The 13,592-nt window shown below is 46.9% G+C and carries 12 protein-coding genes; 5 read left to right on the forward strand and 7 right to left on the reverse strand.

From position 1 onward, the window contains the following. Positions 1–128 precede the first annotated feature (128 nt). The 3 genes from focA to G7083_RS11305 all read left to right on the forward strand — a co-directional run bounded on the left by focA (position 129) and on the right by G7083_RS11305 (position 2,768). Positions 129–971: a formate transporter FocA gene (gene focA / locus G7083_RS11295; RefSeq protein WP_166014863.1), complete on the forward strand. Its 843-nt coding sequence runs from the start codon at positions 129–131 to the stop codon at positions 969–971. A 361-nt stretch (positions 972–1,332) separates the two neighbouring features. Further along, positions 1,333–2,238: a manganese-dependent inorganic pyrophosphatase gene (locus G7083_RS11300; protein ID WP_166014864.1), complete on the forward strand. Its 906-nt coding sequence runs from the start codon at positions 1,333–1,335 to the stop codon at positions 2,236–2,238. Positions 2,239–2,378: 140 nt separating this feature from the next. Beyond that, on the forward strand, positions 2,379–2,768 hold the full coding sequence (locus tag G7083_RS11305; RefSeq protein WP_166014865.1) for a DUF2750 domain-containing protein: 390 nt from the start codon (positions 2,379–2,381) through the stop codon (positions 2,766–2,768). A 107-nt stretch (positions 2,769–2,875) separates the two neighbouring features. Here G7083_RS11305 and G7083_RS11310 read toward each other — a convergent pair whose 3' ends face one another. The 5 genes from G7083_RS11310 to G7083_RS11330 are packed head-to-tail and all read right to left on the reverse strand — an operon-like array spanning position 2,876 to position 8,114. Next, complete coding sequence (locus tag G7083_RS11310) at positions 2,876–3,664, reverse strand: ATP-binding cassette domain-containing protein (RefSeq protein ID WP_166014866.1); 789 nt, start codon at positions 3,662–3,664, stop codon at positions 2,876–2,878. Continuing rightward, the gene (locus G7083_RS11315) at positions 3,661–4,656 is read right to left on the reverse strand and encodes an oligopeptide/dipeptide ABC transporter ATP-binding protein (RefSeq protein WP_166014867.1); all 996 of its coding nucleotides are present in this window, start codon (positions 4,654–4,656) and stop codon (positions 3,661–3,663) included. The genes G7083_RS11310 and G7083_RS11315 overlap by 4 nt, the downstream gene beginning before the upstream one ends. Further along, entirely contained in the window at positions 4,656–5,543 is an 888-nt protein-coding gene (gene sapC, locus G7083_RS11320; protein WP_166014868.1) for a putrescine export ABC transporter permease SapC, read from the reverse strand. Before sapC ends, G7083_RS11315 begins: the two co-directional genes overlap by 1 nt. Continuing rightward, a complete protein-coding gene (locus G7083_RS11325) occupies positions 5,530–6,492 on the reverse strand; it encodes an ABC transporter permease subunit (protein ID WP_166014869.1) in 963 nt (320 codons plus the stop codon). The genes sapC and G7083_RS11325 overlap by 14 nt, the downstream gene beginning before the upstream one ends. Continuing rightward, complete coding sequence (locus G7083_RS11330) at positions 6,492–8,114, reverse strand: ABC transporter substrate-binding protein (protein WP_166014870.1); 1,623 nt, start codon at positions 8,112–8,114, stop codon at positions 6,492–6,494. Before G7083_RS11330 ends, G7083_RS11325 begins: the two co-directional genes overlap by 1 nt. A 375-nt stretch (positions 8,115–8,489) precedes the next feature. Here G7083_RS11330 and G7083_RS11335 point away from each other — a divergent pair, with 375 nt between their 5' ends. After that, entirely contained in the window at positions 8,490–9,089 is a 600-nt protein-coding gene (locus G7083_RS11335) for a DNA-3-methyladenine glycosylase I (RefSeq protein ID WP_166014871.1), read from the forward strand. A 115-nt stretch (positions 9,090–9,204) separates the two neighbouring features. On the opposite strand, the gene G7083_RS11340 is transcribed toward G7083_RS11335, so the two are convergent. Then, positions 9,205–10,395: a cystathionine beta-lyase gene (locus G7083_RS11340; protein WP_166014872.1), complete on the reverse strand. Its 1,191-nt coding sequence runs from the start codon at positions 10,393–10,395 to the stop codon at positions 9,205–9,207. Positions 10,396–10,475: 80 nt separating this feature from the next. Further along, on the reverse strand, positions 10,476–11,930 hold the full coding sequence (gene cls, locus G7083_RS11345; protein WP_166014873.1) for a cardiolipin synthase: 1,455 nt from the start codon (positions 11,928–11,930) through the stop codon (positions 10,476–10,478). A gap of 281 nt (positions 11,931–12,211) precedes the next feature. Between cls and G7083_RS11350 the strand changes: the two genes are divergently transcribed. Next, positions 12,212–13,546 carry a sodium-dependent transporter gene (locus tag G7083_RS11350; protein WP_166014874.1) on the forward strand — a complete coding sequence of 445 codons (1,335 nt, stop codon included), beginning with the start codon at positions 12,212–12,214 and terminating at the stop codon, positions 13,544–13,546. Positions 13,547–13,592 lie beyond the last annotated feature (46 nt).

Here is a 13,592-nt window from a genome sequence, read left to right on the forward strand (position 1 = left end):
AGGCTGGAATTGCAGAAAATTAAACCAAGCAAGATTTTGATTGAACATCGTAAATAGCCCTTGAATTAAAAAGGAAATAGAGCGATTATCCCGACCCTCTTTTGTTTGTGTTAAATTATCATCGTCCCATGAACCATAGCCAATTCGATTCTTTTCTGCCTCCGCAAATGGCCGAGCGTGCTGCCAATATCGGTGTCGAGAAAGCCAAAAAACCTGCGTATAAATCTTTTCTACTAGCCATTGCTGCTGGTATCCATATCGGGATTGCATTCGTGTTTTACACCTTGGTCACAACCGGTGGATACGATATGCCTTACGGTGTCACCAAATTACTCGGTGGGCTTGCTTTTAGCCTAGGGCTAATTTTGGTGGTGGTGACCGGCGGTGAACTGTTCACCAGTTCAGTGCTGATTTTAGTGGCCAAAGCGAGTGGTAAAATCTCGTGGAAGCAACTGGCCCGTAACTGGACAGTCGTCTATTTAGGTAATCTGTGTGGTGCGGTGATCTTAGTCATGATCATGCTCGCGACTCGTCAGTTTATGGAAGCGGGTGGTCAAGTTGGTTTGAATACCATGGCGATTGCCCAGCACAAATTGCATCACACATTTTTACAAGCTTTTGCATTGGGCCTGATGTGTAACATTTTGGTCTGTTTAGCGGTGTGGATGACGTTTGGTGCGCGTTCGCTGACCGATAAAGTCATGGTGATGATCCTGCCGGTGGCGATGTTTGTATCGTCAGGTTTTGAACACTGTATCGCTAACATGTTTCAAGTGCCGATGGCGATTGGCATTAAATACTTAGCGCCTGAAAGCTTTTGGGCGATGACGGGTGCCAATATTGCTAATTATGCAGATTTGAATTTTGTTGATTTCATTATTAACAACTTGGTGCCTGTGACACTTGGCAACATTGTGGGTGGTGGCGTGTTTGTTGGTTTGTGGTACTGGCTGATTTATCTGAAAGATTGATCGATGGTATAAACTGACTTTAGGCACCCAAATCCCTGAGCTTGGCTTGGGGATTTTTTTAAGCCGATTTTGCGAATCGTGCTAGCGGAACGGTTTCGCGTTATCCACATTTTCTGTGGATAACTTGGGGTAAACGCCGTGAGTAACCTGAATCAACAAAATTATCTTAAAAATCTTGCACATTAGTTGTGCAGATGCATGTTGCTAGGGCGCTAGCTCGTCAAGCTTGTGATAAAATCCTCCCACGAACTCCCTCGATTGACGCCTGATAAATCTAACGAGATCTGGCGGTGGTTAACTCTGTTGTAGCATCAACCGGTAAGGCTATGCGCAACGGCAAAAAGAAAAAGTAGGTAATAACATGATTTTAGTTGTAGGTCATAAGAATCCAGATAGTGACAGCATTTGCAGCGCATTAGTCGCCGCAGAACTGTTGAAAGCCCGCGGTTTGGCGGCTAAAGCGGTACGCCAAGGTGAGATTAACCGTGAAACTCAGCACATTTTAAATGTGGCTGGCGTTGAACAGCCTGAGCTGTGCACTAGAGTGGCCGGTCAGCAGGTATGGCTGGTGGATTACAGCGATTTGGCGCAAGCTCCTGACGATCTTAACCAAGCTGAGATCTTGGGTATTGTTGATCACCATCGTTTGGGTGATGTGATGACCGTCAATCCGCTGGAAGCGTGGATTTGGCCGGTAGGTTGTACCTGCACTATCTTGTTCAACTTATTCAAGATGGAAAACACGCCGATCACCCGTCCATTGGCACTGCTGATGATGTCAGCGATTTTGTCTGATACCGTAGGTTTTGCTTCTCCGACTTGTACGCAAAAAGATCAAGATGCGGTTGCTGAATTGGCAGTCTTGGCGGGTGTGACGGATCTGGATAGCTTTATCAAAGCGCTGCTGATCGCCAAAACCGATATTGATGGTTTAAGCGCGGCACAACTGATTGAAAAAGATCTCAAAGCTTACCCATTCAATGGCCGCGATTTGGTGGTGGGCCAAATTGAGCTGGCAACCTTAGAGCAAGTGGCGGATATGATTGATGCGCTAGAAGCGGATCTGCAACGCCGTTGTGAGCAAGAGTCACTGGCGTTAGCCGCATTGATGCTGACCGATATCACCACTGCGCAAACTCGTTTGCTGTTTAAAGGTGAGTGGGCTGAAAAGCTGACTAAACACCAACAAGATGGCGTGCTGATGATGGAAAACACCCTCAGCCGTAAAAAACAAGGTTGGCCTTGGCTGCAAACAGAGCTGGCGTGATCTTCGCTTCACGGTTAACATTTTACTAAAGTCACGCTCACGTCAGTTTGATGTGGGCGTTTTTATTTCTGGAGGTAGGTTAGGTGTTGGCCTACCATTTTATCGCTCACCAGAGTGGTTTATTTACATGGGGAAACCAAATGTCTAATCCATTGACCGCAGAGCAGATCGCGCTGATTAATCAATATGATCAAGAGCAGCGCTTTAATTACTGCTTAACAGAGATTGTTGCTCATCAGCAAGTGTGGATTTTAAAAGATGAGCATGGTTGTGTGATGCTCAATACTGATGAAGAAGATTGTGTTCCTGTATGGCCACAGCGCGAGTTTGCTCAAGCTTGGGCAACCGGTGAATGGGCGGAATGTAGCCCAGAAGCGATAGGCCTCAATAAATGGTTCAGCCGCTGGACCCAAGGCTTAGAGCAAGATGATTTGTCAGTGGTTGTTTTTCCTAATGATGATCAGGAAGGGGTGATTTTATTCCCTGATGAGTTTGATGTTGAGCTAAAAAAACGCGCTCATCGCCGCTAATGATTAGCAGACTTGAGCGATGTGGACAGCCGTGCCGCATCGCTCATGATTCACGATTAACTTTGAGCAGTTAACGATTTAATCATTCACCGCTTAATATTTTCGGCTTAATACTTAAACGTTGGCGCTTTGGTAAAGTGGCTTTCAATCATGCGCTGGGTGATCGGATGCTGTGGATCAGCCAACACTTCGTGGGTATTGCCCGATTCAACGACTTCACCTTCATGCATGACGATAATTTTATCGGTAATGTGTTTGATCACGCCAATATGCTGTGACACATAGACAAACGACACCCCCATCTCTTCTTGTAGTTCCAAAAACAGATTGAGAATTTGTGAACGCATCGCCATATCTAAACCGTTTAACGCCTCATCAGCAATAATGATCGATGGCTGTAAAATCAGCGCACGGGCAAGACAAATCCGCTGTTTTTGCCCGGTGGCGAGCATTTGCGGGTAAAAATAGGCATGCTCCGGCAGCAAACCAACTCGTTGCAGGGTCTCTTTTACCCGACGCTGACGTGCTTCAGGCGGCATGTTGGTGTTACGTTTCAGCGGCCCTTCTAAAATTGCGCCAATTTGTAGCCGTGGATTGAGTGAAGTGTTGGGATCTTGGAAAATCATCCGAATTAACTTACAACGTGTCGCGTAATCTTTATGCTCTAATCGCTCGCCATTCACGCGGATCTCGCCACCGCTTGGCGCAACCATGCCGGCTAACATTCGGGCTAATGTGGATTTCCCTGAACCATTTTGTCCAATAAAACCAATGGTTTGCCCTGCTTCTAGTGTAAAGCTAACCGGTTTCACCGCGTGCTGGATCTGTTTACGTAAAAAACCAAAGCGAGTGACAAAGTCTTTATGCAGATCGATGACTTCTAACAGCGCACTCATTGTGGTGACTCCATATTGAGCGGGAAGTGACAAGAAAACTTATGGTTTTTTATCCAGCGCGAATGGGGTACTTCGACGCATTGACGCTGTGCGTAAGGACAACGAGGCCCTAAACGGCAACCAATAGGTAAATGTTGCAGTGGTGGAATCGAGCCGGGCAGTGATTGCAGTTTCTGCTTATGAGGGATCCAATCACTAAAATCCGGCATCGCTTTGAGCAGTGCTGCAGTATAAGGGTGCTTGGGTTCGCTGACGAGTTTGGGCGTATCCGCTGATTCAACGGATTGACCGCAATACATCACTGTAATGCGGTCCGCCCACTGAGTAATGGTGGTCAAGTCATGGCCGATCAATAAAATCGAGGTGCTGTTAACCTGATTCATGCGACTCAATAAACGTAAAATTTGCGATTGGGTGATCGGGTCAACGTCGTTGGTTGGCTCATCGGCAATCAACAATTTAGGCTTAGCCGCAATCGCCATCGCAATCATCACTTTTTGGCATTCACCGTCAGTCAGCTCGTAAGGGTAACTGGACATAATGTCCTTGTGATCTTTAATCCCCACTTTGTGCAATAGGGCGATGGCTTGTTTTTTACGCCAAGTAAAACGTTGCCACCAACGGCCTTCAAAAGTGCGAAAGGGGATTGCCTCAATTAACTGGTGACCGACTTCTTCTGAAGGGTCGAGACAGGCTGACGGCTCTTGAAAAATCATCGCCACGTCTCGCGCAATCACGCGGCGGCGTTCACGCGGCGTCAGTTGTAGCAAATCAATATTACCCAGTCGCATCCGATCCGCGGTAATACGCCAGTTTTCTTTACAAATACCGACAATTGCTTTGGCGACTAAGCTCTTACCTGAGCCGGACTCGCCGACCAAACCGCGAATTTCACCTTCATTCATGGTGAGGCTCATGCGATCCACCGCTTTAACCAGCCCTTGCGGCGTCTCAATTTCAATCGTCAGGTGACGAATATCAAGAATAGGCATTATTCGACTCCGGCATTGAGTGCTTGACGTATGCCATCACCCACTAGGTTAATCATCATGACCGTAAACATAATCGCTAAACCTGGCAGCATGACCGTCCACGGCGCGATATAGATCAGTTCAGCCGAATCGCCGAGCATCGCTCCCCATTCGGTACTGGGTGATTGTGCACCGAGTCCGAGGAAGCCAAGTGCGGTAATATCCAGAATCGCAATCGAAAGTGCCATAGTAATTTCAGCGACAATCACAGGCAGCACATTGGGTAAAATCGAATGCCAGAGCAGATAAAATTCATTGGCACCATCGAGGCGTGCTGCCATCACATAATCTTTCTCTATTTCATTGTGCACCACAATATACACGGAACGGATAAAGCGCGGGATCAGCGCAAGCCCAATCGCAAGTAGGATATTGAATTCACCAGCGCCGAGAAAAGCCACAAAAATGATCGCCAATAACAGTGAAGGGATCGACATGACGGTATCAAGTAGATGATTGAGTGTGCTAGACAGCAAACCGTTGGTCATGCCGGCTAATGCACCGATACCGCCACCAATCAGAGTGGCAAGCAAAGTGATCAGCACCGCAGCACCGATACTGAGTAGTGAGCCGTCGATCAAACGCGAGAGAATATCACGCCCGAGATCATCAGTACCGAGGAAATAATCCACCGTCCCACTTGGTTCCCATGAGGGTGGAAGTAGCAACACGCTGGAGTGCATTTGCGGATCATAGGGGGTAATCCAAGGTGACAAAACTGTGACTAGGGTGATTAACAGCAGTGACCATAAACCAAACATTGCCAGATTGTTAGCGCGAAAGCTGCGCCAAAAGCGCTCGAACTGGGTTGGAATGAGCTCTTCTTGATAGATATTACCGTTTGACATACCACTCTTTCCTTACCAAAGGGTTAGCAACGGCGCCAATCAAATCGGATACAATATTTGCCGTTAACACCAACACGCCGACGACGATCACACCCGCTTGAATCGACATAAAATCACGATTGGCTAACGCATCGAGTAACCAACGTCCAATCCCAGGCCAATTGAAAATTGATTCGGTAATGATCGCTAAGGTGAGCATACTTGAAAGCTGTACACCAAATTTAGGGATCATCGGAGGAATCGCATTACGTAATACATGCTGGGTGATGATTTTATAATTGGATAAGCCACGAATTTTCGCTACACGGATGTAGTTTTGGCTGATCACATCAGCCACCGAGGCGCGCATTTGCCCGATGACTTGGGTGGTCGGAGCCAAAGCCAGCACTAAACAGGGCAGGACCAAATGCTCGATTACACTTTGTAACGCTTGGCCGCGATAGGCCGATCTTGATAAAAAAGCATCAATCAGTGCAAAGCCAGTGACGGGTTCGATTTGGTACAGTAAGTCATAGCGTCCGGCCACAGGCAACACTTGGAAGTGGAGGGAAAACACCATGATCATCATCAGCGCTAGCCAGACAAGTGGTGCTGAGTAACCTGCCATCGAAATAAATGAAATGATGGTATCTAACCATTTACCTTGCCGCACTCCTGCCAGTGTACCGACAGGAATACCGATCAGTAGCGACATAATAAAAGCGATGCTACACAGTTCAAGGGTTGCAGGGAACACTATGGTGAGTTCATTGATGATTGGCACACCGGATTTGTTGAGCCCAAAATTGAGTTCCATCAACTGTACCAAGTAGATTGACCAGCCTTGCCAAAAATGGAACAAATTCCAAGGTGAATGAGGGTCCAATCTGGCGAGCTGGTAACCGACTAGAGTTAATATCAGCAAGGTAATGATAAACAGATTAAATTTTCGTACCGTATAGACGAACATTATTCGGTTACCCTCTCAACGGTATTAAATGGCAGTACATTGAAGGGACTCAAATGTACTCCTGTGAGCGATTGATGATAGGCGATAAACGGTATGCCATGAGTGAGCGGAATGACCGGAAACTCTTGGTTGAGCAGATGTTGCGCCTGATGATAAAGGTTTAAGCGGTAACGCGGGTTATTAGCTTCGCGAGCTAAGTCTAGTAGCTCATCGAAGTCGTCATTACACCACATTGCCACATTGAGTCCAGCTTGATTGGAATCGCATGAGAGTAAAGGGCGTAAAAAATTATCGGGATCGCCATTGTCTGCTGTCCAACCGGTTAAGAATAGGTCGATATTAGGCCGTTCACTTAATGCCTGATATTCCGAACGCTCTTCATTGATTAAGCGTAGCTTGATACCAATATCCGCCAAATTGGCTTGGATAAGCTCTGCCGTTTTACTCGGGCTCGGATTGTAGGCTTTTGGCGTCGGTGGGATGAGTAGCGTTAACTCCAATCCAGTCGCAAATCCGGCTTCACGCAGCAACGCCTGCGCATAATGACGATCGTAACGAATTTGTACTGCATCTTGCTGGTAAGCCCACGAGGTGGGAGGCAAGATGGTAAAAGCGATACTGCCAGTACCGTAGTAGACTGAATCTAAAATATTTTGTCGATTGATGGCAAAATTCAGTGCCTTACGCACTCGGCTATCACGTAGCGCTGGATGTTGGGTCTTGACAGCAATAAAAGCCACATTCATGGCTGGAGTGGTGGTGAGGGTGATGGCTTGATTTTGTTCAATCGCAGGCAGATGGCTTGAAATCGGCGCTTGCAGCACATCGCATTCATTGCGTAGCAGTTTGGCCAGCATGCCAGTGCCACGCTGTGAAATATCAAACACCACTTGCTCAAGTTTGGCTACCCCATTCCAATAGTCTGCATGGCGTTTTAAACGTACCAAATCACGGGCGTGGTATTCGGCTAGATAAAATGGACCACTGCCAACAGGTTGCGTATCCAATTGTTTTTTTTCATCATTAATGAGCAGTTGGTTAGCGTATTCTTGGGAGAGGATCACCGCATGGGTGGTGGCAATATTGGATAAAAAGCTATTATCAGCATGGCGTAGAACGAACTTTACCGTTAGGTCATCGAGTGCAATAACATCCTGCAGTAGATCTTGAAAATCAATGCGTTGAAACCAAGGATACTGAACTTGATCTAGCGTGTGGTAAGGATGGCTTGGGTCGATAATTCGCTTAAAACTGAACACCACATCATCGGCATTGAGGGGACGTGTTGGTGTAAACCAAGCTGTGGTTTGAAATGTCACATCTGGGCGTAGCCTAAAGATATACTCAGTATGGTTGGCATTCACAGTCCATTGCTTGGCCAAACTAGCTTTTGGCAAATGCGTATCGGGGTCAATAGTGAGTAAGGTGTCGTACAACTGCGGACTGAGCGCGTGTGAAGTAATATCGTTTTCCACCAATTGTGGGTTAAAGGTGCTTGGTGCACTTTCACCACAATAGACAAAACCGCTACTGTGAATGTCACGGTGATCGATGTTTTCTCCGCAGCCAGCCAGCAAACTGGTGCTGCACAGTGCTAGGGTAAATCGTATAAATGCATTCATAGTGATTGGAGTTAGTCGCGAGGCGAGCGCTGTCAGCCTCAAAATCCGGTTAATTTACCATTGTTTTTCGGGCGAAACCAATTGAAAAGGCGAATTTGCTGTCGATTGCTGAATTGTGTGTCAGTTATTTTCACGGCTGTTCAGCCAGTGTTTTCTGATCACGCTTCGACATTGATGATAGCTTAGAGCTGGCCATTGTGCAGCCTGACCTTGGTTAAATTGGGCTAAGCAGAGTGCATGAATCAATATCACGCTGCGGTTAAGCGGGTAAGTGGTAAAGTTGTATTGTTGAGTGATAACACAAAGAGAGGTGGATTCTAGACGGATAAGTCAGCAGTGAAATCCATCGAATAATAGGATTAATCACGGAGAGTGATGATGAGTAGTGCGGAACCGATTTGTGCATGGGCAATTCACCACCCGTTAGAGCGTGCTTATCACGATCACGAGTGGGGGATTGCGGTCCATGATGATACGCAATTATTTGAGTTTTTGACGTTGGAAGGCGCTCAAGCGGGCTTAAGTTGGCTGACGGTTTTGAAAAAGCGCGCCAGTTATCGTCAAGCCTTTGCGGGTTATGATTTATCGCGTTTGGCTCAGTGTGATGAGAGCGACGTTGCCTCTATCATCGCCAATTTTGATGTCATCAAACATCGCGGCAAAATTGCCTCGGTATTTTCCAATGCGCAAGCCGCATTAGCTTTACAGCAAGAGTTTGGTTCACTTGATGCGGCGTTATGGCAGTTTGTTGATGGCCAGCCGATCATCAACCATTGGCAGAGCATGCGTGAAGTGCCAACTTCAACCCCACAATCAAAAGCCATGAGTCAATTTCTCAAACAACGGGGTTTTAAGTTTGTCGGAGAAACCATTTGCTATGCCTTTATGCAGGCTTGCGGCTTGGTTAATGACCACTTGGTCAGTTGTCCGCAACATACGCGGGTTAGCCACCGTCAATCCCGCGACTGTCAGTGAAAGTATCATGAGTGGAAAGTATTATTAGTGGAAAGTGTTATGAGTGAAAATATCAGCACTGAAAATATCAGCAGTGATGCGGCTTAAGTGATATTTAAGCTGCATTATTCCTCGTTTATTGATTCAGGATCTGCTGGTAGCGAGTCAAGCCTGCTTGCAAATCGGCGATCAGATCTTCGGGATCTTCGAGTCCGATATGCACGCGGATCAAGGTGCCGGGCAGTTGTGGATCCGCCACTGAGCGCAATGAGGTAAAAGCACTGGGTTCGTGGGCTAAAATTAAGCTTTCGAAGCCGCCCCATGAAAAACCCATCCTAAAATGGTGCATACCATCGAGCAGCGCCGTGGTCGCTTGCGGATGAGTGGTTTTTAAAACAAACGAGAACAATCCGTTACTGCCTTGGAAATCTCGCTCAAAAAACTCATGCCCCGGACAGGTAGCCAATGCAGGATGGCGCACATGATCCACTGCTGGTTGTGCTTGTAACCATTTGGCAATTTGTAGGCTGTTCTCTTGATGTTGACGCATGCGCACATCCAGTGTGCGTAAGCCGCGCATCGCCATATACACATCATCTGGCGAGGCGTATTGTCCCATCAGATAACTGTGTTCTCGCAATTGCGCCCAGCATTTCTGATTGGCGACCGCCGTGCCGAGCATCACATCGGAGTGGCCAACAATGTATTTGGTGGCCGCTTGAATCGAAATATCCACCCCATGCTCAAATGGCGAAAATAATACACCTGCGGCCCAAGTGTTATCTAGCATCACCACGATATCGTGCTGGTGAGCAATGCGCGCCAGTGTAGGAATATCTTGTACTTCCATGGTCAATGAACCCGGCGATTCAGTAAATAGCACTTTGGTATTGGGTTGGATCAGTTCACGGATCGCTTCGCCAATCATCGGGTGGTAGTAGGTGGTGCTGACCCCTAGTTTTTTGAGGACTTTTTCGCAAAAGTCGCGAGTTGGTTCGTAACAGGTATCGACCATCAAAATATGATCACCTTGGGCAACGAATGACAAAATAGCATTGCTGATCGCTGCGGCTCCACAAGGGTAGAGTGCACAACCGACACCGCCTTCGATTTCAACCATGGCTTCTTGAAAAGCAAAATGGGTAGTGGTGCCCCGACGGCCGTAAAATAAGCTGTGATTGGCACGATCTAAAGTGGCTTGATGTTTGTGCGCCACACTATCAAATACCACTGTGGAAGCGCGTTGTACGGGGGGATTGACCACGCCAAGCGTCCATTTTTTGTTGCGTCCCGCATTGACGAGACGGGTTTTGTTTCCTTGTGACATCCGCTGTCCTTGTCTGATTTTATCAAAGATAATTTAAATTAGGCTTGTACCATCGAATCGCAAGCCTAGGTGCTGCAAAATTATAGAAGTGGATTAAACAGATAAAACACACGCTCGAAAAATCGGTTGTGCCAAGGGCGTTGTTGCCACTCGGGGCTGATCACACAATCTGATTGGCTAATGTATTGCTGCTGTAACCAATCCATTTGTTGTGTAAATTCAATATCATCCACCGCCAAAGTCAGTTCGAAATTCAGCCATAAGCTGCGCATATCTAAATTCACGGTACCGACTAAGCAAAATTGCTGATCAATCACGACCGACTTGGTATGTAATAAGCCGCCATCAAATTCATAGATCAACACACCAGCTTCGAGTAACTCACTATAAAATGCTCGCGATGCCCACTGTACCATCAGTGAATCATTTTTTTTCGGAATGATAATCTCGACCTTGATCCCGCGTTGAGCAGTCATTTTTAAGGTCGCCAACAAATCGGCACTCGGCACAAAATATGGAGTAGTAATACAGACCGACTGATTCGCTTGGTTGATAGCTAAGGTGAGCACCTGAGAAATTAAATTTTCTGGCATGCCGGGACCTGAGGGTACCACTTGGATTGGGTGATCCGGCTGGCGGGGCTCGATAGGACACTCTGGGCTGTTGGGGAGTTTACGTGAACCGGTTTCGACTTCCCAATCCCAACAATGAATTGCGGAGAGAACATTGACGGTGGGACCGGTGATGCGCACCATAATGTCAACCCATTGTCCGACACCGGAATTTTGTTTGAAGTAAGCCGGATCAACCATATTCATTGAGCCGGTGTAGGCAATTTTATCATCAATCACAATGATCTTACGGTGTTGGCGCAAATCTAAGCGGCGCAGGAAAATCCGCCAAGGGCTGACTTCTAACGCTTGTACCACTTCAATGCCAGCGTCACGCATGATGGTGAGCCAAGGGCTACGGAAAAAGCGTGGGCTACCTGCAGAGTCGAGTAACAGCTTGATATCCACCCCCCGTTTGGCGGCATCGATTAATGCTTCCGCTACCGCGTCGGCTAAGCCACCGGGGTGCCAGATATAAAACACCATGCGAATTTGAAATTGGGCGCGTTGAATATCATCAATCACGGCATGTAAGATTTCATGTGGCGAATTGAGAAGCGATAATGTATTGCCACTCAATGCGGGGATACCCATGCGGTTATTGCACAGATCATCAATTCGCGCGATATGCGCCCCCATACCTTCGTGAATATGGGCTTGGCAATCATTCAGCGAGCGAAACCAGTCGCCAAAAGGGGCAAACATCTCTTTGGCGCGTTCTGCTCTTTTGCGACCAAGATTGAGTTCACCAAACAGGAAATAGCAGAATACGCCTAGGATAGGAATGATGTAGATCACCATCAACCAAGCCAGTGATACGCTGACCGCGCGTCGTTTGAGAACCACACGTATTGTGACCCCAGCCACGAGTAACCAATAGACAGCAATGCTGAGCAGTGTCAGGAAGTGATAAACCTTGTCCATGCGGATCCGATCATCAAGCAAAATTTAGTCATTGATAGTAAAGCCAAAGCATAGGAGAAGAAAGAGAAGAGTGTAAGATGACGGCTTTTGGTGAAGAAATAAACAAATGCACTAGAAAAGCAGACTTCTAGTAGCAAAATAGACCGTTTGGTCTTCCAATCTTATTCTTAAACTGATTTACTTGCTATCCCACGAGGCTTAGTGAATATTCGATTGAGTGTAATTTTATTTTTACACTTGTTAGTGACTGTTCAGACAAACACAATTAATTGGTAGCAAATATGGCAAGTAGTTCTAGAGGTCAATTTACCTCTCGATTCGGGTTTATTATGGCCGCAGCAGGTTCTGCGGTGGGGCTAGGTAACGTATGGGGATTTCCAACCCAAGCCGCGAGTAATGGTGGTGCCGTATTTCTGTTGGTCTATCTATGTATGGTGTTTTTACTGGCTTACCCAATGCTGGTGGCGGAGTTAACCATTGGTCGCTATGGGCAATCTAACCCGATCCGAGCATTTCGTGCCGTATGGCCAAAGGGAAAATTTGGTGCCATTTTACTCGGTATCGCGGGCATGATAGTGGTGTCGCTGATTTTGAGTTTTTATGCCATTGTGGCTGGCTGGTTGGTCGGTTCACTGTTTGGCGGTGGTTTAACTCTGCTTGGCGCAGAGAGTGCCAGCCAATGGCTAACCACTTTTAGCACCGAACGAAACCTGATTTTGATGGTGGCATTTATGGCGTTAACCATGTTTGTGGTGCGCAATGGTGTTGCCAATGGTATTGAAAAATGGTCGAGCCGTTTAATGCCACTGCTGTTTATTTTGTTTGGTTTACTCACGGTGTACATTTTTACTCAGCCAGGAGCTATTGACGGACTGAAAATGTACTTAGTGCCAGATATTAGCCACTTCACGCCAGGTTTAGTGGTCAATGCGATGGGGCAAGCCTTTTTCTCTTTGTCACTCGGTGTTTGTGTGATGACCACCTATGGCTCATACCTGAATAAAAATACCAACATACCGAAAACTGCGGCGCAAGTAGCCTTAATTGATACCAGTGTGGCGTTTATCGCCGGTTTAATGGTGTTACCGGCGATGTTTGTGGCCAAAAATAATGGCGTTGAGATTTTTTCTGCCTCGGGTGAGCTGCTCAACTCCGACACTTTAGTCTTTACTGTGCTGCCTGCTATGTTTGATAGCATGGGGGCTATCGGTGGCGTGATCGGGATGATCTTCTTCTTATTGATGATTATCGCCGCGCTCACTTCATCGATTTCGATGTTGGAAGTTCCAGTCGCTTGCGCAGTAGAAGAGTTACAGCAAAAACGTACCACCGCAGTGCTGTGGATTGGCAGCTTAGTCATGCTCATTTCAGGGGGGATTGTGCTGAATTTCTCGAGCATGTTTGGCTTTGTGATTGAGCTGACGACGGTTTATTCACAACCAATCATTGCGTTGCTGATCACTTTAATCGCAGGCTGGATTTGGAATCGTCATCAGATCCTCTCTGAGTTACAGCAAGGTTACCCAGAGATAGCCAACAGCTGGTTTTGGAAGATTTGGCCTTGGTATGTGCGCTTAGTATGCCCAATATTGATGCTGATGGTGTTCTTTGCTTAATCAGTCACTCTGCCAACGTTAGATAAAGCCGCCTTTGTGCGGCTTT

The sequence above is a fragment of the Vibrio sp. HDW18 genome (assembly GCF_011306175.1).
GTDB classification, from domain to species: Bacteria; Pseudomonadota; Gammaproteobacteria; order Enterobacterales; family Vibrionaceae; genus Vibrio; species Vibrio chanodichtyis.